At 67.5% G+C, this 17,869-nt stretch carries 21 protein-coding genes and 2 pseudogenes; 9 read left to right on the forward strand and 14 right to left on the reverse strand.

Going from position 1 to position 17,869, the window contains the following annotated elements; translation table 11 throughout:
* Window positions 1-64: 64 nt before the first annotated feature.
* Complete coding sequence (locus tag OHB49_RS03050) at window positions 65-832, forward strand: D-Ala-D-Ala carboxypeptidase family metallohydrolase (protein ID WP_329157685.1); 768 nt, start codon at window positions 65-67, stop codon at window positions 830-832.
* A gap of 102 nt (window positions 833-934) precedes the next feature.
* Window positions 935-1,402: a DUF5990 family protein gene (locus OHB49_RS03055; RefSeq protein WP_329157686.1), complete on the forward strand. Its 468-nt coding sequence runs from the start codon at window positions 935-937 to the stop codon at window positions 1,400-1,402.
* A 113-nt stretch (window positions 1,403-1,515) separates the two neighbouring features.
* On the opposite strand, the gene OHB49_RS03060 is transcribed toward OHB49_RS03055, so the two are convergent.
* Window positions 1,516-2,223, reverse strand: coding sequence for an SDR family NAD(P)-dependent oxidoreductase (locus OHB49_RS03060; protein WP_329157688.1), 708 nt, complete (start codon window positions 2,221-2,223; stop codon window positions 1,516-1,518).
* Between the two features lie 101 nt (window positions 2,224-2,324).
* Between OHB49_RS03060 and OHB49_RS03065 the strand changes: the two genes are divergently transcribed.
* Window positions 2,325-3,155 carry a helix-turn-helix transcriptional regulator gene (locus OHB49_RS03065; RefSeq protein ID WP_329157690.1) on the forward strand — a complete coding sequence of 277 codons (831 nt, stop codon included), beginning with the start codon at window positions 2,325-2,327 and terminating at the stop codon, window positions 3,153-3,155.
* Window positions 3,156-3,321: 166 nt separating this feature from the next.
* On the opposite strand, the gene OHB49_RS03070 is transcribed toward OHB49_RS03065, so the two are convergent.
* Both OHB49_RS03070 and OHB49_RS03075 read right to left on the reverse strand, forming a co-directional pair.
* Window positions 3,322-3,966: a DNA alkylation repair protein gene (locus tag OHB49_RS03070; RefSeq protein WP_329166340.1), complete on the reverse strand. Its 645-nt coding sequence runs from the start codon at window positions 3,964-3,966 to the stop codon at window positions 3,322-3,324.
* Window positions 3,967-4,037: 71 nt separating this feature from the next.
* Window positions 4,038-4,235 (reverse strand): hypothetical protein, encoded by a 198-nt coding sequence (locus tag OHB49_RS03075; protein WP_329157692.1) that lies wholly within the window; start codon window positions 4,233-4,235, stop codon window positions 4,038-4,040.
* Between the two features lie 225 nt (window positions 4,236-4,460).
* Here OHB49_RS03075 and OHB49_RS03080 point away from each other — a divergent pair, with 225 nt between their 5' ends.
* Window positions 4,461-4,874 (forward strand): YciI family protein, encoded by a 414-nt coding sequence (locus OHB49_RS03080; protein ID WP_329157694.1) that lies wholly within the window; start codon window positions 4,461-4,463, stop codon window positions 4,872-4,874.
* A gap of 1 nt (window position 4,875) precedes the next feature.
* Window positions 4,876-6,021 (forward strand): RNA polymerase sigma factor, encoded by a 1,146-nt coding sequence (locus tag OHB49_RS03085; protein ID WP_329157695.1) that lies wholly within the window; start codon window positions 4,876-4,878, stop codon window positions 6,019-6,021.
* Between the two features lie 206 nt (window positions 6,022-6,227).
* Here OHB49_RS03085 and OHB49_RS03090 read toward each other — a convergent pair whose 3' ends face one another.
* From OHB49_RS03090 to OHB49_RS03110, 5 genes and pseudogenes are all read right to left on the reverse strand, one after another.
* Window positions 6,228-7,307 carry a sensor histidine kinase gene (locus OHB49_RS03090; RefSeq protein ID WP_329157697.1) on the reverse strand — a complete coding sequence of 360 codons (1,080 nt, stop codon included), beginning with the start codon at window positions 7,305-7,307 and terminating at the stop codon, window positions 6,228-6,230.
* Window positions 7,300-8,016, reverse strand: a complete 717-nt coding sequence (locus tag OHB49_RS03095; RefSeq protein ID WP_329157700.1) for a response regulator transcription factor — start codon at window positions 8,014-8,016, stop codon at window positions 7,300-7,302. The genes OHB49_RS03090 and OHB49_RS03095 overlap by 8 nt, the downstream gene beginning before the upstream one ends.
* Window positions 8,017-8,084: 68 nt before the next feature.
* Window positions 8,085-8,792 (reverse strand): VanZ family protein, encoded by a 708-nt coding sequence (locus tag OHB49_RS03100; protein WP_329157702.1) that lies wholly within the window; start codon window positions 8,790-8,792, stop codon window positions 8,085-8,087.
* Between the two features lie 679 nt (window positions 8,793-9,471).
* Entirely contained in the window at window positions 9,472-10,467 is a 996-nt protein-coding gene (locus tag OHB49_RS03105) for an iron-containing redox enzyme family protein (RefSeq protein WP_329157703.1), read from the reverse strand.
* A pseudogene (locus OHB49_RS03110) lies at window positions 10,464-10,868 on the reverse strand (VOC family protein). The gene OHB49_RS03105 and the pseudogene OHB49_RS03110 overlap by 4 nt, the downstream one beginning before the upstream one ends.
* Before the next feature lie 416 nt (window positions 10,869-11,284).
* Between OHB49_RS03110 and OHB49_RS03115 the strand changes: the two are divergent.
* The 4 genes from OHB49_RS03115 to OHB49_RS03130 all read left to right on the forward strand — a co-directional run bounded on the left by OHB49_RS03115 (window position 11,285) and on the right by OHB49_RS03130 (window position 15,343).
* A complete protein-coding gene (locus tag OHB49_RS03115) occupies window positions 11,285-12,529 on the forward strand; it encodes a histone protein (RefSeq protein WP_329157704.1) in 1,245 nt (414 codons plus the stop codon).
* 6 nt (window positions 12,530-12,535) lie between these two features.
* Window positions 12,536-13,570 carry an SRPBCC family protein gene (locus tag OHB49_RS03120; protein ID WP_329157706.1) on the forward strand — a complete coding sequence of 345 codons (1,035 nt, stop codon included), beginning with the start codon at window positions 12,536-12,538 and terminating at the stop codon, window positions 13,568-13,570.
* 329 nt (window positions 13,571-13,899) lie between these two features.
* On the forward strand, window positions 13,900-14,430 hold the full coding sequence (locus OHB49_RS03125; protein WP_329157707.1) for a hypothetical protein: 531 nt from the start codon (window positions 13,900-13,902) through the stop codon (window positions 14,428-14,430).
* Between the two features lie 325 nt (window positions 14,431-14,755).
* Window positions 14,756-15,343, forward strand: a complete 588-nt coding sequence (locus OHB49_RS03130) for a histidine phosphatase family protein (RefSeq protein ID WP_329157709.1) — start codon at window positions 14,756-14,758, stop codon at window positions 15,341-15,343.
* 15 nt (window positions 15,344-15,358) lie between these two features.
* Here OHB49_RS03130 and OHB49_RS03135 read toward each other — a convergent pair.
* The 6 genes and pseudogenes from OHB49_RS03135 to OHB49_RS03160 form a co-directional block, all read right to left on the reverse strand.
* Window positions 15,359-15,673, reverse strand: a pseudogene (locus tag OHB49_RS03135) (transposase); the annotation flags it as partial.
* Between the two features lie 117 nt (window positions 15,674-15,790).
* Entirely contained in the window at window positions 15,791-15,964 is a 174-nt protein-coding gene (locus OHB49_RS03140) for a CsbD family protein (RefSeq protein ID WP_329157711.1), read from the reverse strand.
* A 17-nt stretch (window positions 15,965-15,981) separates the two neighbouring features.
* Window positions 15,982-16,386 (reverse strand): gas vesicle protein K, encoded by a 405-nt coding sequence (locus OHB49_RS03145; protein WP_030979103.1) that lies wholly within the window; start codon window positions 16,384-16,386, stop codon window positions 15,982-15,984.
* Window positions 16,376-16,624, reverse strand: a complete 249-nt coding sequence (locus OHB49_RS03150) for a gas vesicle protein (protein ID WP_030979104.1) — start codon at window positions 16,622-16,624, stop codon at window positions 16,376-16,378. Before OHB49_RS03150 ends, OHB49_RS03145 begins: the two co-directional genes overlap by 11 nt.
* Window positions 16,621-17,436, reverse strand: a complete 816-nt coding sequence (locus OHB49_RS03155) for a GvpL/GvpF family gas vesicle protein (RefSeq protein ID WP_329157715.1) — start codon at window positions 17,434-17,436, stop codon at window positions 16,621-16,623. The genes OHB49_RS03150 and OHB49_RS03155 overlap by 4 nt, the downstream gene beginning before the upstream one ends.
* Window positions 17,433-17,858, reverse strand: a complete 426-nt coding sequence (locus OHB49_RS03160; protein WP_030979107.1) for a gas vesicle protein — start codon at window positions 17,856-17,858, stop codon at window positions 17,433-17,435. The genes OHB49_RS03155 and OHB49_RS03160 overlap by 4 nt, the downstream gene beginning before the upstream one ends.
* Window positions 17,859-17,869 lie beyond the last annotated feature (11 nt).

A 17,869-nucleotide genomic window follows, 5' to 3' on the forward strand; every position in this document is an offset into this window, starting at 1 on the left:
GTCCATGACACTGGCGCAGTTCGCGTCATCCACTGCACTGCGACAGGTCCGTGAAAGGACGAAAATGGCTCATTCCCGCTCCTTTTTCCGCTTTCCGCACTCGTTCGACCGCCGTACGGCGCTGCGCGGGACGCTGGCCGCCGGTATCGGTGCCGTACTCGGGCCCGTGCTGCTGTCGGGGACCGCGCAGGCGTACTCCTGGTCGCGCACCCTGAACCAGGGGGCCACCGGCGCCGACGTGACCGAACTGCAGATCAGAGTCGCCGGGTGGGCCGCGGACAGTGCCGGCCAGACCCGCGTGGCCATCGACGGCAACTTCGGTGCCGGCACTGCGGCGGCGGTCCGCCGGTTCCAGGCGGCCTACGGACTCACCGCCGACGGCAGCGCCGGCCCCGCGACCCAGTCGCAGCTCAACGCCCTGGAGCAGTCGGACGGTTCGACCGTGCACTTCGACTTCAGCGAGTTCACCGACCGGATCAGCGGCAACTTCTCCGGCGGCAAGCTGAGCGCGACCGACGTCAAGGAGAACGTCCGCCGCGCGATGTACAAGCTGGAGGCGCTGCGCAAGAAGCTCGGCAACGTCCCCATCACGGTCAATTCCGGTTTCCGCAGCATCGCTCACAATGCCGACGTCGGCGGTGCCAGCGACAGCATGCACCTGTACGGCACGGCGGCCGACCTCGCCGTCTCCGGAGTGCCCAACAAGACCGTCTACCAGAAGGCGGAGACCTCCGGCTTCTCCGGCCTGGAGACCTACACCGCGGACCACCAGCACGTCGACAGCCGGGCGGACCTCGGCCGGGCCTGGTGGTGGGAGAACGGCACCGTCTAGAAGTCTCCTGAAAATCTTGTCGGTGGAGGGGTGTCCCGCTTGCGGGATGCCCCTTCGCAGTCGTGCGGGGATGGTGACGAGGGATGGAGGATGATGGCCGGCATGCACATCCGCATCGACGCCGTCGACCTGCCCGGCCTCACCTGCCCGGCTCCCGCCGACGCCAAAGTCCCCGCGTACGGCAACATCCACGCCGCCGTGCAACGCCGCGACCGTCCGGCCGAACTCCTCGACCCGCAGCCCGGCGACGCCGCGTCCGCGACGTGGACCCTGGAGTGCACCGCGATCTCCTCGCCGACCGGCACCGAGGTGAAAGGCCCCTACGTGCAGGACCGTCTGGGCCACCGGTTCATCTATCTGTCGTGGGGCACGGTCGACGAGTCGGGCATCTTCACGATGTTCCGCCGCGCCAAGCTCATGCTCGACGCGGTCCCCGCCGACGTACTCGCCGCCGCCGCACAGAACGGCCTGCTGGTCGGACGGCTCGGGCTGACCGACGCGTGCGGCAACCCCCTGTGCGCACGGGTAGTGCCCCCGCACATCTCCTGGACCGCCGAGCCCGCCGCGTAGAAGTGGCTTCAGCCGGGCTGCGCGACAGCCTCTTTGGACAGGAGACCGCGCCCACCCGGCCGGGCAGGTCGGGGCGGACGCGGCGCCGTCGAGTGATGGCGGCTGGTGCGGCCTTACCAGGGCAGGATGCCCTCGACGTCGAGGAAGCCTCCGGTGGGGCCGTCGGGGCTCACTTGTGCCATACGCACAATGATCTCGGCGCCCTGCTCGACGCTTTGGACGCCGGTGTTCCCGTTCAGGTCGGTCTTGGTGAAGCCGGGCTCCACCGCGTTGATCCGCATGTTCGGGAACGCCTTCGCGTACTGCACGGTGATCGCGTTGACCGCTGTCTTCGACGCCGGGTAGGCCACGCCGGGGTAGGCGTAGGACGGGGTTCCCGCCGCGGTGAGCCGGGTCAGCGAGGCCAGACCACTGCTGACGTTGACCACGACCGGGGCCTCGGAACGCTCGAGCAGCGGCAGGAACGCGTGCAGGACCCGCACGGTGCCGAAGACATTCGTCTCGAACGTGTTCCGCATCATGTCTGCGGTCACGTCCGCGGCGCCGATCACGACGTTGCCGGCACCCCTTTCCTCGATGCCTGCGTTGTTGATCAGTACGTCCAGCCCTCCATCGGCCTCGATGGTCCTCGCCGCCGCCTCCACGGACGCGTCGCTGGTGGTATCGAGCTGGACCAGCCGTGCGCCCAGCTGCTCGGCGGCGCGGCGCCCGCGTTCGGCGTCCCGGCTTCCGATGTAGACGGTGTGGCCCGCGGCGGCGAGGCGGCGGGCGGTCTCGAAGCCGAGACCCTTGTTCGCTCCGGTGATCAGTGTCGTTGTCATGCCTCCAGGCTGCTGCTGACTGTCGGAAGCAGCCAGGCGTCCCGTCTTCCTGGGACTGCCGGTACCAGGAAGTTCCGCGTGCGGCGGTGCACAGTGGTGACATGACGAGCACGGATTTCGGGCGCACGGTGCGGCGCTGGCGCGACCGGGTCTCCCCGGAAGCGGCCGGGCTGCCCGCGGGCGGACATCGGCGCGCGGCCGGACTGCGCCGGGAGGAGCTGGCCCTGCTGGCCGGGATCTCGGTCGACTACGTGACCCGTCTGGAACAGGGCCGGGCGACCAACCCCTCGGAGCAGGTCGTCGAGGCCCTGGGGCGTGCCCTGCGCCTCTCCGCGGCCGAGCGCGAGCACCTGTTCCACGTCGCCGGGCTCGTACCCCCGGGGCAGGGCACGGTGCCTGCCTACATCACGCCGAGCGTGCACCGGATGCTGGACCGGCTGACCGGGACGCCCGTCGCGGTCTTCGACGCGGCGTGGACGCAGTTGCTGGCCAACCCTCTGTACACGGCGCTGATGGGCGAGCGGCACGGCCGGGAGCGCAACGGCGTATGGCGCGCCTTCCTCGGGTCGGGTGATCGCGTCCGCCATACGACGCAGTCCCGGCGCGCGATGGAGACCGCGGTGGTCGCCGACCTGCGCGCGACTGCTGGCCGGTACCCGGATGACCAGCAACTGCGGCGCCTGGTCACAGAGTTGTGCACGAACAGCGAACGGTTCGCCGAACTGTGGGATGCGGGCGCCTTGGGTCAGCACGAGGCTGCGCGCAAGACCATCGATCACCCGCAGGTGGGCTCCCTGACGCTGGACTGCGATGTGCTCAGCGTGGCGGGCAGCGACCTGCGCATCATGATCTACACGGCTGAGCCCGGCACCCAGGACACCGAACGCCTGGAGCTCCTCGCCGTCCTCGGCACCCAGACACTCGTCGGATAGCCGCCCTGCCGCAACCGCGACTGCCTCGCGGCCATCGTCCTCAGGTCACCGGCCTGCGGGTGGCGAGACAAGGTGAGTCGTCCTGGCGAACGGAACCCGCGCCTGCCTTGCGGTTCCGTTCGAGCCACGGGCCGGTCAGCAGGCGCCACCGTGAGCGCGAACCTTCCTACTTGTCGTGCTGTCGGCGCACCATCTCGGTGATCCAGACGGGCGCGAACGGAGACGTACAGCCCGGGGAAGTCGGGTAGTCCTTGAGCACCTCCAGGCGCTCACCGATGTCGATCGCGCGGGTGCGGTGCTCGGCGTGCTCGATCCCGATCTGAGCCAGACAGTGGTTCATCGCCCACTGCAGGCGAGCCGGGGCCTCTTTCATCTGCGCCTCGATGACGTCGAGCAGTCCTGCGAGGTCGAGGCCCTCGGGCTTCTTCGCCACGCGTTCGGTGGTCAACGCCCAGCCGGCACTCGCGACCACCGGATCCGGATCGGCGGACCAGGCCAGGCGCAGCTCTTCGGAGTGCGGGTTCTTCTTCACCACGTAGTTCACGAGCCAGTCGTGCACCTTGGGTGTGCGCGCCTCGCGCAACATGACGTCCAACTCGTCACGCTCGAACGCCTTCGGGCGGCAGATCAGGATCGCCAGCAGTCTCGCCGCGGTGTCATCCGTCTCCCAGAGCCGGCTCGCGAGTTCCTGCTGCGTCTTCAGCCGCTTCGCGAGCGCGCGCAGCTTGCTGAGGTTCACACCGTGATCGTCACCGTGTTTCTCGTTCACCTCGCGTGTCTTCGGGTCCTCGAGTTCGGCCAGCTCGGCCATCACCTCGGCCACCGTCGTCTCGGTCAGCGCCGTCTCGGCCACCTCAGCCTCCTGTCCATCACGTGCGCGATTCAGCCTACGACGGAAGTCGGCCTCCTGGCGTACACGCCGTTCGGCGGCAGCAGCCAGCGGGTGTGCCGGTGCACCCCGAGCCGCCGCGCGATGGCCGACAGCGTGATGTCGTCGAGCCGCAGCGGGCTGACCGCCCGCTTCGCCGCCTGGCTGGTGGGCTTGGCCCGTGGCGGCGCGAAGCCGTCAGTGACGCACACGAGGCCTTCCCTTGATTCAGTTGCTCGGTCGCTGCTGATCTTGGAAGGCCCCGCGCTCCGTCTCGCCCTCGCGCCATGCCGTGGACCCGGACACCGCGAGCCGGCTCACCAGGTTCATGTACGAGAGCCAAAAAATCGGATGGCGATGTCGAGAACCCACGGCCGGCTCCGTCCCCGGGGTGAACGCGACCACAATGGGTCGCACGAGCACAGAGGAGAAACACGATGGCCAAGTACTTGCTGCTGAAGCACTACCGCGGCGCCCCGGCTGCGGTCAACGACGTGCCGATGGACCAGTGGACGCCGGAGGAGATCTCGGCGCATGTGCAGTACATGAACGACTTCGCGGCCCAGCTGGAGAAGACAGGCGAGTTCGTCGACGGTCAGGCGCTCGCCCCCGAGGGAGCATGGGTCCGCTACGACGGCAATGGCCGCGCGCCGGTCACCGACGGCCCGTTCGCCGAGACCAAGGACCTCATTGCCGGCTGGATGGTGATCGACGTCGACACCTACGAGCGCGCCGTCGAGCTGGCCGGGGAGCTGTCGGCCGCCCCCGGGGCGGGCGGGAAGCCGATCCACGAGTGGCTCGAGCTGCGCCCGTTCCTGGGCGTGCAGCCCACCATCACGGAGTGCCACTGAAGTGAACGAGGCCCTGCTCCGGAGCCTCACGCCGAGCGTGCTCGCCATCCTCGTCCGCCGCGGAGCCGACTTCGCGGCGGCCGAGGACGCCGTACAGGACGCGCTGGTCGAGGCGGTCCGCGTCTGGCCGGCCGACCTCCCGCGGGACCCGAAGGGCTGGCTGGTCACCGTGGCCTGGCGCCGATTCCTCGACGCCACCCGGGCGGACACAGCCCGCCGCCGGCGTGAGGACGTCGTCGACGAGGAGCCGGCGCCCGGGCCCGCGCCCACGGTCGACGACACGCTCCAGCTCTACTTCCTGTGCGCCCATCCGTCGCTGACGCCGTCGTCCGCCGTCGCGCTCACGCTTCGCGCCGTCGGCGGGCTGACCACCCGACAGATCGCCCAGGCCTACCTGGTGCCCGAGGCGACCATGGCGCAACGCATCAGCCGGGCCAAGCGCACCGTCTCCGGCGTGCGGTTCGACCAGCCCGGCGAAGTCGCCACCGTGCTGCGCGTCCTCTACTTGGTCTTCAACGAGGGCTACTCGGGCGACGTCGACCTCGCCGCCGAAGCCATCCGGCTCACCCGACAGCTCGCGGCCGCGATCGACCACCCCGAGGTCGCGGGGCTGCTCGCCCTCATGCTGCTCCACCACGCCAGGCGCGCCGCCCGGACCGCGCCCGACGGCAGCCTGGTGCCGCTCGCCGAGCAGGACCGCGGCCAGTGGGACACCGAGTCGATCGCAGAGGGCGTCGAGATCCTGCAGGCAGCCCTCGCCCGTGACCGGCTGGGCGAGTTCCAGGCCCAGGCCGCGATCGCGGCACTCCACGCCGACGCGCCCACTGCCGAGGAAACTGACTGGGTGCAGATCGTCGAGTGGTACGACGAACTCGCGCGCCTGACCGACAGCCCGATCGTCCGGCTCAACCGCGCCGTGGCCGTCGGCGAGGCCGACGGACCGCGCGCCGGCCTGGCGGCGCTCGTGGCGCTGGACGACTCACTGCCCCGCCATGCCGCGGTGGCGGCGTACCTCCACGAGCGCGACGGCGACCTGGCGACGGCGGCACGGCTGTACGCCGAGGCGGCCCGAAAGGCACCCAACCTCGCCGAGCGCGACCACCTGACGCGCCAGGCCGCCCGGCTCAACGCCCGCGGGTGTCGCTGACAGGTCGCGCTCGGACCTTCTCGCGGCACTGGGCGCGGCCCGATGCCCGACCGCCAACCATGCACGAGATCGTTCAGGCTGTTCCGTAACTGCGGAACGAACCCGAAAAGCGTCTCGACGCTCCTCTGACCAATCGCTGCCACGCTCCCCTGGCCTGCACCGAACTTCCAGTCAATGATCTGGTGAGCTCCGCTGGGGGACGATGCCTACGGCGTGCCGGGAAGCCGGACCGTGACGAGGAGACCGCCGGTCGGGCGGGGGGCGAGGTCGAGGGTCCCGTCGTGGGCGCGGACGATGCTGTGCACGATGGCCAGGCCGAGGCCGACGCCGGCGTGCTCGTCGGTGCGTACGCGTTCCGTTCCGCGCTGGAAGGGTTCGGTGAGGGTCGGTACCAGTTCCGGTGGGAGCCGACGGCCCGTGTTCTCGACCCGCAGCACGCTCGTGTCGCCGTGCGCCTCGGTGTGGACCGTCACGGTGCCGCCGGCGGGGAGGTTATGGACGACGGCGTTCTGGACGAGGTTCGTCACCATCCGCAGCAGGAGCTCCGCGGAGCCGCTGGTCCAAGCCGCTCCGCCGGTGACGTCGAGTGTGATCCGGCGCTGTTCGGCGAGAGGAAGCAGCGTTTCGGCGGCTTCTTCGGCGATGAGAGAGAGGTCGACCCTCTCGCGGGTGAAGTTTCCGCGCTCGCCGCGGCTGAGCAGCAGGAGGGCCTCGGTGAGGTCGATCGCCCGCGTATTGACAGCGTGCAGGCGTTCGATGAGTTCGCCCCGGTCCCGCGTGGGGTCCTTGCGGGCGACGTCGAGGAGCGTCCGCGAGATCGCCAGCGGGGTGCGCAGTTCGTGGGAGGCGTTCGCGGCGAACCTCTGCTGCTCGGCGACGTGGGACTCGAGTTGTTCGAGCATCAAGTCGAACGCGTCGGAGAGTTCACGGAATTCGTCCTGGCGGCCCTTCATGCGGATCCGGTGGGACAGCGACCCGTTCCCGGCCATCCGTGCCGCTTCCCTGATCTGTGTGAGTGGTGCGAGCATCCGGCCGGCGAGGATCCATCCCCCCAGGAGGCCGAACACCAGCAGGAAGACCATCGCCACGGCCGCGGCGGGGGCGAAGGTGTGCACAAGGAGGTAGCGGTTGGGCGAGATCCCGAGAAGGCCCTTGGGGCTGTCGGGTACGTAGCGCAGCAGGAACACCCACACCACGGCCAGCAGGAGAGCGCCGGCGACGGCGAGGAATCCGGCATAGCTGAGGGTGAGTTTCAGTCGGGCGCTGAGCCCTGGGCGTCTATGCATGCGTACTGCCGGGGCCGGTGGTGCCCTTGCCGGAGGCAGTGGTGTCCATACGGGTGTCGATCCGGTAGCCGACGCCGGGCACCGTGGCGATGATCCATGGTTCGCCGAGCCGTTTGCGCAGTGCGGAGACGGTGATGCGCACGGCGTTGGTGAGGGGGTCGGCGTTCTCGTCCCAGGCCCGTTCCAGCAGCTCCTCGGCGCTGACGACCCCGCCCTCGGCGGCGACGAGGACTTCCAGCACGGCGAACTGTTTGCGGGTCAGCGCGACGTAGCGTCCGTCGCGGAAGACCTCCCGGCGGAAGGGGTCGAGCCGCAGGCCCGCGATCTCGCGGACCGGGGGCCGGGCGTACGCGCGTCTGCGGTCGAGCGCCCTCAGCCGCAGGACGAGCTCCCGCAGCTCGAACGGTTTGGTGAGGTAGTCGTCGGCGCCGAGTTCGAACCCGGAAGCCTTGTCGTCGATCCGGTCGGCAGCGGTGAGCATGAGGATCGGGATGCCGCTGCCGGAGGCGACGATGCGACGGGCCACCTCGTCGCCGGAGGGGCCGGGGATGTCGCGGTCGAGGACCGCGAGGTCGTAGGAGTTGACGCTGAGCAGTTCCAGGGCGGAGTCGCCGTCGCCTGCGATGTCGGCGGCGATCGCCTCCAGCCGCAGGCCGTCACGGACGGCTTCGGCAAGGTAGGGCTCGTCCTCCACGATCAGTACGCGCATGTCTGAAGCGTAAGCAGCACAACATATCGCCGACGTATGCGAGGACGTGTGCACACCGGACACCCGACTCAGCCTGCCGGTGCCAGCGCGGGGCGAGGCTGGTCCGACGGCGTTTCCGTCGCAGTACGCCACCACCAGCGGCGCGACGCCAGCGCGGCCAGCACGGCGCCGGCGGTGTTGACCAGTACGTCGTCCACGGAGGACACCCGGTCCAGACGCAGGACGTACTGTGCGGTTTCGACCAGGACCGAGCAGCCCGCCCCGAGCGCCAGGATCCGCGGCACGGACGCCAGCGCCGCGAACCGCATCGGGGCGAAGAACCCCAGCGCCGCGAAGACCAGCAGGTTGCCGACGATCCCGAGCGGCCCCATCGTGAGCAGGTCCCGCAGCGGTACCAGGCTCACCCGGCCGGGGACGGTGCCGGCCCCGGCGCCCGGCATCATGGTCAGCCATAGGAACGGCACCGTCCCGTGGACCATGCCCACCTCGGCCAGCGACGTCCGCCATGCCGATGTGCCGTCGGCGGCGCGTCGACGGCGCGCCAGAACCCACACCACCAGCGCGGCCAACGGCAGCGCGACCAACGTGATGAGCACCACACCGTTGAACGTATCGAAGCAGCCGTGCCACCGCCCGGCCATGCACATCGGAGCGGACATCATGAGCGGCCGCCGCACGACGAACGCGCCGCTCGCCACGCCGAGGATCGCCAGGCTGAGGAGCACGATCCTGCGCCTGCGGCGGGGTGGTGCTGACAGGGATGCGTCGTGGTTCATGCCCCCATTGGAGACGGCGGGCCGTTGCAGTGGCATATGCGATTTTCGATACGCCCGCGATACATGGAATCCCCGGCAGCAAGGAACTGGCCCAAGCCGGCGGTGAGATGGTCCCGCCGCTGATGATCGCGCCGGCCCAACTACTGCTCAAGACACCGAAATCTTCTCCGGATTCAACCAACCGGTCATGGCCCAGGAGTTGCCTCCAGCGACCGCTCGTCGGGCACCGGCACGCGGGTGCGCGATGGGAAGTGATGACACAGCCGAAGCATGAGAAAATATAGGCGAAGGCCTAGCGCGCTGATGGGACAGTCCAGTTCACCCCTAGCCTTTGGGCTGATGAACATGAAGAAGACAACCTTGCGGACCATCACTGTCGCAGCGGCAGCCTCCTTGTGCTTGGAGGCCGGCATATTGGGCACATCAGCGAGTGCCTCCGTTGCCTCACCGCAGATTTCCCAGGTCGCGCCGTCGGCACTCCAGTGCTATACGACCATGAGTGATCCGAACGCGATCGTGTGCTACCGGGTATCGAAGCGGGTTGTGAACAGGGGTGGCCAGATCGAGTTCTTTCCCTTCCTCATTCAGGTGCCCACTCCTTCGAATCCCCCACCCGCGATCGTCGTGAACGCTTTGCCGCCACCACCGCCCTATCTTGGGGACATGTAACCCCGGCGGTCTACTCTCCGCCAGTGTCGAGCAGCGGCACGCGGAGTGAGGACCCGCCGTCCCGCCAGGCGCCGAGCAACTGCTCCCCGAACCGGTCTTCCAACCATCCGGTGGCCGCAATGCCGAACGCGACATCTGGTGCCAGACCCGGCTCCGCCTGGAGCAGACCGGCGACGACCTCATGCCGCATGAGTTGCTCATGCACGGCGTCGGCCTCGACATGCTCCGTATAGAAGTGGACCGCCGCAGGCCCGGCACCGGCTCGCTTCAATGCCTCCGCGAGGCGCCTCGACCCCGGGGAGGAGGTGATCTCCACCGAGGCGAAGTGACCGACCAGCGCACCACGGTGTGAGCGGTGGAGCCCGAAGAGCGACATGAGGTTGACGGTCGCGAGCATCTGCCCCGATCCGGCGTCGAGGTAGCGCCCGTACGAGGTGTCCAGGTGGAGGTCGGCCATCAGATCGGCGAAGAGCTTCGAGTGGATCCGTTCCGCCCGTCCCGCTCCGAATTCGTCGTACTCCACAGCTACCATTCCCGCCTTGGCCCGACCAGTCAGGCGTGGAATCACCCACACATGCGGATCGGCCTCCTTCAAGTGGTACAACGAGCGTTGGGCGGCGTACTCGCGCAGATGCCACAGCTCGCCCTCGTCCCGCAGGAAGTACGACACACCTTCGGCGTCCACCGGCTCGAGCAGGGCTTCGTCCAGTGCGCTGCCGACATCCTCGGCAACCGGCACGTCAGCGCGCAGAGCCACCAGAAATCCCCGCTCCAGCGCGGCACGCACCCTGAGCAGTTCCGGATCCCACTCCCAGGCGCCGTCCACCCCGTCGAAGCCGCGGTAGTGCAACTCGTAACAGAGATACAGGGCCAGCTGAAGATCGTCGCCGTACGGGTCGGCGCTCCCCACCAGGGACGTGTCTGGCAGCATTCGCCGACCCGGTTCCCGGCCGAGCGCCTCGATCAAAGCCGTAGACACCTCTCCTCGGGCTTCCGGCAGCTTCATGGCGCTTCCCTTCCTCGACCCGTCGGCTCGTTCCGTGGGAACACCGCGAAGGAGAAGGAGTGCCCGGCGGGGTCGGCGTAGAAGCGCACGCCGCGTGGCCCACAGCTGTCCTTGGTGACTGTCGGCATCGCGCCGAGCTGATCGCCTCGCGTTCCGCCTCGTCCAAATCACCGTACGCAACGAGTATCCGAAGATGGGCCTGATGGGCGTTCTCCGGCCGCGGCCAGCTGGAAGGTGCGTAGCCGTGATCCCTGCGGATCGCCAGGTGTACGCCCCTGTGGCCGGCCAATTCCACACAATCAGGATCGCTCATCACGTGGATTTCCGCATCGAGGAATGCGGCGTAACTCCGCAAGGTCTTCGGGCTCCGCACATTCGAGAACGATGACACTTGCGTCCACTGATCCGGTCGGCACAGTGATCACCAGCTCGTTCAGGCCACCCACGGATCCGCCAGCGTTCTGGCGTTCCCAGGTGCGGCGTGACACTGCCCGGCACGGAAGGCACCAGCAGTAGCAGGCATCGCCTTGCGGCGGCGGCCGGACACTCGGCGGCCGTGACCCATATGGCGGCCCGTAGAGACACGAATACCTAGTGGCGCCACCCACGACTACGGCACGGCCCATGCCCGCCCGGACGTCCCGTCACACAGCGGGATCAGCCTGTTTTGCAGCTCGCCCAAAGGTGTCTCACGGGCCGCTCGGGATGCGCGGGCCAGGACGCCCATCAACCCTGGATATGGCGGAGCAATGCCGCTCGTGGCGGCCCCCTGCGCAGACGCCGATCGGCTGCCTGCCCATGAAAAGGTGACGCACCCATGAATGACACAAACAAGATCTTGCTCGCCGCAGCCCTGGCCGGCGGCTATGTGCTGGGCCGTACGAAGAAGGGCCGGTTCGCTCTTACGGCGGCGTCCTATATTGCCGGGCGTCAATTCGGGCTGGAACCGCGACAGCTCGTGACTCAAGGGATCCGCAAGCTCGGAGAGATCCCACAGGTTGCGGATCTGGGTGAGCAGCTGCGTGGGGAGGTCATGAACGCGGGCCGGGAGGCAGTCACCGCCGCTGCCAACCGTCGCCTGACGACCCTCGCCGATTCACTCCGGGAACGTACCCTCCAGCTCGAAAGCGGCGGGGAAGAACCGGAAGAGGGGGAGGAAGAAGAGGAAGAGGGCGAGGAGGAGTACGCCCGCGACGAGGCCGAGGAGCCGGAAGAGGAATACGAAGAGGAAGAGGAACCCGAAGAGGAATACGAGGAGGGCGAGTACGAGGAGGAAGAGGAGCCCGAAGAAGAAGGCGAGGAAGGGGAGCCCGAAGAAGAAGAAGAGGAGGAGGAACCGGAGGAAGAGGCGGAGGAACCGGAGCTCGAAGAAGAGGAACCGGAAGAAGAGGAACCGGAGGAAGAGCCCGAGGAGCGGCCACGCCGTCGCAGTCCCCGAACTGCTACGAAAGCGGCGCCGAGTAAGCGTACGCCCAGCAAGCCGGCCGCTGGCCGGCGTGACGCGACAAAGCGGGCAGCCCCCGCGAAGAAAGGGGCGGAAAAGCCGGCCGCGAAGAAGGCTGCCCCAAAGAAGGCAGCCGCGAAGAAGAAGACAGCACCCGGCAAGAAGACCGCCGCCAAGAAGACGGCCCCTGCTAGGAAGGCTGCCGCGAAGAAGGCGGCGCCCGGCAAGAAGACCGGCGCGAAGAAGACGACACCTGCTAAGAAGACTGCCGCGAAGAAGACGACACCCGGCAAGAAGACCGGCGCGAAGAAGACGACACCTGCTAAGAAGACTGCCGCGAAGAAGACGACACCCGGCAAGAAGACCGGCGCGAAGAAGACGACACCTGCTAAGAAGACTGCCGCGAAGAAGACGGCTACCAAGAAGACCGCGACCCAGAAGGCCACCGCGAAGAGGCCAGGGAAAAAGACCGCCGCCCAACCTGCGAAGAAATCTGCCGCGAAGAAGACAGCACCCGGCAAGAAGACTGCCGCACGGAAGAAGGCCGCTCCCGCTGCGAAGAAGACCGCCCGGAAGAGCGCCAAGAAGACATCATCGCGCGTCGAGCGCCGGAGGTAACCGGTCATGGCAAAAACGGAACAGGACAACGCGGAATCGGGACTCGACCGGCTGCGTGAAGAAGTCGGGGACTATCTCACAGCGTGGGTGGGGGATCTGGCCGAACGGGCCGGCGACAAGCTGATCGATGTGACGGACCAGCTCACCGACGTCGCGCAGAACGGCGGATCACTCTCCAAGGTCGGATCCGCCCTCCTCGGAGGTGACTCCCCCCTCAAGGCTGCGCTCTCCGGGACGGCGAAGCACGTCAAGGACAGCGTCCTGGGGAAGGCCAAGGAAGCGCTCGGCGGCGGGCATGGGCGCAAATCAGGCGACAAGAAGGTCACCAACATCATCGAGGTCATCGATGTGGGGGTGCCGTTGCGTACGGCCTACGACCACTGGACGCAGTACGAGAAGTTCAGCAGCTTCACCAAGGGCGTACGGAGTGTCTCACCGACCGACGAGACGACCAGTGACTGGAAGGTCAAAGTCGGTCCGTCGACTCGGGGTTGGAAAGCGACCGTCCAGGAGCAGGTGCCCGACGAACGCATCGTCTGGACGTCCGAAGGCGCCAAGGGATCGACCCGGGGTGCGGTCAGTTTCCATGAACTGGCACCCGGACTGACCCGCATTGTTCTGGTCGTCGAGTACTACGCCTCTGGGCTCTTCGAAAAGACCGGAAATCTGTGGCGTGCTCAGGGGCGGCGACTGCGGCTGGACCTCAAGCACTTCCAGCGCCACGTCACCCTCACCGACGAAGAGCCGGATGGCTGGCGCGGCGAAATCCGCGACGGCGAGGTCGTACGGAGTCACGAAGACGCTCTTGAGGACGAAGAAGAAGAGGGCTACGACAGCGAAGAGGACGAAGACGAGGGCGAAGAGGGCGAGGACGAAGAGGGCGAGGACGAAGAGGGCGAGGAAGAGGACGAGGAGGACGAAGGCGAGGAAGAGGACGAGGAGGACGAAGGCGAGGAGGACGAAGGCGAGGAGGACGAAGAGGACGAGGGCGATTGGGAAGAGGACGACGAAGAGCAAGGAGACGAAGAAGAAGAGGAGTGAGCTGAGTGAGGCCCTTGGCAAGCGCCTCCCGGTCGAGCGTTTCGGGATTCAGGACCTCGGCCGCGACCGGTGCGCCCACAACTGCTACATCGACGAAGAATGCCGGACCGTGAACTGCCGCGACGCGCGCCGCAAGCGGCCCGCCCGCCCGGCCGATGCGCACAAGGTCCCGGGCAACGTCACCGTCCCTTGGGCTGAGGCAGCCAAGCGGCTACAAGGCCACAACGAGGGCATAACGGATGGCTGGCGGTGCTGCGGCTCGACGCGGTCGTCCCTACCATCCGGAGTACAGGGGGTACAAATGGCGGTCCCCCGAGCAAGGGGGCGCTGTGCAGCCGACCGTTTCATGGCGGGTATTCCGGCGCTTCCTCGGCGCTTTCGCGGCCGGCGTGGCCCTGGCCGCAGCCTCAGGGTGCACGGTTCCCGTCGATGCCGTCGCTGGCATCTCCGTGACCGACGACGGCCATCTGCTCGGCGTCATGATGGTCTGCGGGCATCAGATCGATGGCGCGACCCTGTACGTGGACAGCGCCGACGTCGACAGTGAGATGACGATCGGTTCATGGGCCGCCGACCGACCCCTCACGGCCGGTCTTGCCACCTGGACCCTCGATTCTCCTTCCGCCGGCTGGACCGCGACCAGATCTCTCGAACCGCTCACCGCCAAGACCACCTATGCCCTGTACGGCTGGACCAAGGACAACTCGTGGTCATCGAGTAGCGTCTCCTTCACTCTGATCGACCGGGACCGGCTCACCCCGGGAACGGTCCGCTATGACGACGTCTCGGGCAACGGCGACGAGTCCACAATCACTGTCCCCGTAACGGAGTTCAAAGCCAGGGCCTGCGAGAACAGTTAACGCCACGGCGCCCTGCGCCAGGCCAGGCACTCACAAGATCACGATCTGCAGCTGGAGTAGTAGGGAACACGGCAACGACTTTCGGCTGAGCGAGCCGGGGGCCGTTGTGCGGCGTGCGGACAACACCCGTGCCCAGCCCGGACACGACGACCGCCGATACGCTGACCCGCAGAACGCACCAGGTTCTTCCCGTAGTTGGAGCACGGGAAGGGCCTCGCTGCGTTTTAGACGTCATCTCATTCGGTGAGTCGGCTGCAGCAGATGAGGGCGCAGGTGACGAAGTGTCCGGCCGTGTCGCATGATTGATCAGATATCGTGCGCAGTCATGGGTGAACTGATATTGATCAGGCACGGCCAGACCGAATGGAGCCTGTCGGGCCAGCACGCCGGCCGTACCGACATTCCGCTCACTGACGCGGGCGAGGCCGCAGCCAAGTCGCTCGCTCCGAGGCTTGCCCGACGCCATCTGGCCGCCGTGTTCAGCAGCCCGCTGAGCCGCGCTGTGCGGACGGCCGAGCTGGCTGGCCTGACCGGCGTCAGACCCGATCCCGACCTGATGGAGTGGGACTACGGCGGCTATGAGGGCCTGACCGCAGCGCAGATCCAGGAGACGAGGCCGGGTTGGGACCTGTGGCGGGACGGCGTCATTCCCGGCGACGCGGCCCATCCTGGCGAGCAGCTCCAGCAGGTGGCAGAGCGCACGGACGCGGTGCTGGACCGGATCCGGCCGCTGCTAGGCGCTGGTGACGTCGCCGTCGTCGCCCACGGTCATCTGGCGCGCGTACTCACCGTGCGCTGGCTCGGCCTCGATGCATCCGCCAGCCGACTGCTCGGCCACCCGCATCCAGGCACTCTCAGCTTCCTGGCCGGCGAGGACGAGCAGCCCTTCATCGCCGCCTGGAACGTCCCGTAGCGGGAGCCCGCTGCTTCACTCCTGTCGCGAGAGGCGCCGGAAGCAAATGAGCGCCGCGGCGATACCGGCGAAGGCCAGGAAGTGTTCCGCCTTGCGCTCGTAACGGCGGTGCAGGCGGCGGCACCCGGCCAGCCACGCCACCGTCCGCTCCACGGTCCAACGGTGACGGCCCAGCCGCTGAGAGGACTCGATGCCCTTGCGGGCGATGCGCCGGGTGATGTTCCGGGACCGGAGCCATCGGCGCAGGTGGTCGTAGTCGTAGCCCTTGTCGGCGTGGAGCTTGGTGGGCCGTCGTCGACGGGGCCCTCGGCGGGAGCGGATGAGTGGGATGCCCCGCACCCGGCAATGGCACCGTCCACGTTCAGCTGCCGGGCGCCGGTTGAATACGCAAGGGTGTGTCAACGGCCCAGAGCGTTCGGAAGCTGCTGCTTCATAGCTTGAGGGTCTTCAGTGCCGGAAGGTTTCCTTGCCCTTCTCCACCGCGTGCCTCACTTTTCCCTTGACCATTTCGGCCTTTCCCTTTTTCTCCATACTCTTGTTGCCCACGGCCTTCCCGGCCATTTCCTTGGTCTTTCCCTCGATCATTTTTCCGATGCTCCTGGTTTTCTTTCCGATGCCCATGATGTGCTCCTTCAAGGTCATTCTGTGGGTGGCAGCAGGGTTCCGAGAGGACCGAGATCCAGATTGAGGTCTTGCATGGAAAGGTCGTATCGAGCGCAGAGTTCAATCATACGATCGTGCAGAATCATCAGCGTTTCTCCCAGGCGCTCCTCCTGCTCCTCGGTGAGGCCTCCGGCGTCCACCCGCTGCAGAGCCTGGCGTTCCATGAGCTGTCGCAGCAGCTCGACGATCGTGAGGACGAGCTTCATCAGATCTCGTTCCACCGTGTCGGGGTCGGTGGTGATCCGCTGAGCCGGCCTGCGGTCCGCACGACCACAGGTCATGACATCCTGCGGCGGCGCGGGCAGCAGGCGGAAGGCGCGCGTGGCGGCGTCGGCGACTTCGTCGAAGCGGTTGCCGGGCGGGTGGTCCTCACCTGTCATCGTTGTCTCCTGCGGGTGCTGAAATGGCCTGCCACGGGGACGGATTCTGTTCGCTGATGGAGACGATCAGCGCGCGCAGCGATATGCGTACGAGGTCGATATCGGCGATGGAGAGCACGATGTCACCGGTGAGGACCACGCCCCCGCTGAGCAGTCGGTCCAGCAAGTCGATCAGCGCGATCTGCCGCTCCGCCAGCGGTTCCTCAGATATGGCCTGCGGCCTGCCCGGCGCCTTCACGGGACGACCCTCTTCATCTGCTCGACATCGGCCGGCGTGGCGAAGGAGTAGGGGGCCCAGGGCCCGGTGACTTCGACGCGCACCCCTGGAAATCCTTCCGCAGCCTGCAGCACGCCGGCGCGGAAGGATTCAGCATGTTGGAGCGGCACGAGGTACGCGTCGTTGATGACGTTCTCTCCGGGCCCGCGGGCGAGTTCGCCCTGCTGCGGCCGGTGCTGTACCCGGTCGACTGCATGGACACGGGCTGCGGATTCGATCCGCTCGGCTGCCTGTGAGGCGCTCCGATAGACGTCTTCGCGGGCGTGTCGTTGTGCTCTGCGGTGGCTGAGGTAAGCCCGTCCCGGACTCAGATCCGCTTCCGTGGGTGGGTCTGCCGGACTGGCGGCTGCCTCGGGCGCCTCGACATAGATCTTGACGCCCCACTCCACCTGCTCGGCCAGCGCGGTCAGTCGGCCGGCAAATGCCTCGCGACGGGTCTGGAGCATGAGGCGCACTCGCTCGTCGTCGAGGTAGACCGTCGCCAGACGAAGTGGCAGGACGGTGGTGCGAGCAGCCAACGCGTCGATCACACGGTTATGGGCGCGGGCGACGGACTCCAGCCAGTCCAGGTCCTCGAGATGCGAGCGCAGCGCGGCCTCCTGGAAGTCCTGCTCAGGCACCGCGCTCACGGCAACTACCACATCGTCACCTTGCGCTGCGCGCACCAGATGCACAGGCGCATCCGCCACTCCGGGAAGCCCCGACAGAACCTCCTCCAATGACCCGTCAGCATCCCGCGCGACGGCGTAGGCATAGGCGATGACTTCGGTCATGGCGTGTCCCGCCTCTGGCTGCGGGCTCTGGGGGCTGCACGTTTGGTACGTGAAGCGCGGCGCGGGGCTGCAGAGCCGCTCACCTCGCCCTCGGCCGGTGGCAACTCACCGCCCTCGCGCATCGCCTCTATCTCGGCACGCAGCCTCTTGTTCTCCTCGGCGAGTGAGCGGTAGCCGTCGTTGGCGCGTGAGGACAGCGAAGGATCATGCTCCCACCAGTCGATGCCCATCTCCTTCGCCTTGTCCACCGACGCGATCAGCAGGCGCAGCTTGATGGTGAGCAGTTCGATATCCAGCAGGTTGATCTGGATATCGCCCGCGATGACGATGCCCTTGTCCAGGACCCGCTCCAGGATGTCGGCGAGATTGGCCGAGGACCCCTGACCGCCGTAGGGGGCGGCCCTGGACGGGAAGTCGCCCATCCTCCTGGCGA

The sequence above is a fragment of the Streptomyces sp. NBC_01717 genome (assembly GCF_036248255.1).
GTDB lineage: Bacteria > Actinomycetota > Actinomycetes > Streptomycetales > Streptomycetaceae > Streptomyces.

Coding starts and splice junctions, on each gene's coding strand:
- OHB49_RS03050 (WP_329157685.1), top strand. CDS start 65: ATGGCTCATTCCCGCTCCTTTTTCCGCTTTCCGCACTCGTTCGACCGC.
- OHB49_RS03055 (WP_329157686.1), top strand. CDS start 935: ATGCACATCCGCATCGACGCCGTCGACCTGCCCGGCCTCACCTGCCCG.
- OHB49_RS03060 (WP_329157688.1), bottom strand. CDS start 2,223: ATGACAACGACACTGATCACCGGAGCGAACAAGGGTCTCGGCTTCGAG.
- OHB49_RS03065 (WP_329157690.1), top strand. CDS start 2,325: ATGACGAGCACGGATTTCGGGCGCACGGTGCGGCGCTGGCGCGACCGG.
- OHB49_RS03070 (WP_329166340.1), bottom strand. CDS start 3,966: ATGGCCGAGCTGGCCGAACTCGAGGACCCGAAGACACGCGAGGTGAAC.
- OHB49_RS03080 (WP_329157694.1), top strand. CDS start 4,461: ATGGCCAAGTACTTGCTGCTGAAGCACTACCGCGGCGCCCCGGCTGCG.
- OHB49_RS03090 (WP_329157697.1), bottom strand. CDS start 7,307: ATGCATAGACGCCCAGGGCTCAGCGCCCGACTGAAACTCACCCTCAGC.
- OHB49_RS03095 (WP_329157700.1), bottom strand. CDS start 8,016: ATGCGCGTACTGATCGTGGAGGACGAGCCCTACCTTGCCGAAGCCGTC.
- OHB49_RS03100 (WP_329157702.1), bottom strand. CDS start 8,792: ATGAACCACGACGCATCCCTGTCAGCACCACCCCGCCGCAGGCGCAGG.
- OHB49_RS03105 (WP_329157703.1), bottom strand. CDS start 10,467: ATGAAGCTGCCGGAAGCCCGAGGAGAGGTGTCTACGGCTTTGATCGAG.
- OHB49_RS03115 (WP_329157704.1), top strand. CDS start 11,285: ATGAATGACACAAACAAGATCTTGCTCGCCGCAGCCCTGGCCGGCGGC.
- OHB49_RS03120 (WP_329157706.1), top strand. CDS start 12,536: ATGGCAAAAACGGAACAGGACAACGCGGAATCGGGACTCGACCGGCTG.
- OHB49_RS03130 (WP_329157709.1), top strand. CDS start 14,756: ATGGGTGAACTGATATTGATCAGGCACGGCCAGACCGAATGGAGCCTG.
- OHB49_RS03140 (WP_329157711.1), bottom strand. CDS start 15,964: ATGGGCATCGGAAAGAAAACCAGGAGCATCGGAAAAATGATCGAGGGA.
- OHB49_RS03145 (WP_030979103.1), bottom strand. CDS start 16,386: ATGACAGGTGAGGACCACCCGCCCGGCAACCGCTTCGACGAAGTCGCC.
- OHB49_RS03155 (WP_329157715.1), bottom strand. CDS start 17,436: ATGACCGAAGTCATCGCCTATGCCTACGCCGTCGCGCGGGATGCTGAC.
- OHB49_RS03160 (WP_030979107.1), bottom strand. CDS start 17,858: ATGGGCGACTTCCCGTCCAGGGCCGCCCCCTACGGCGGTCAGGGGTCC.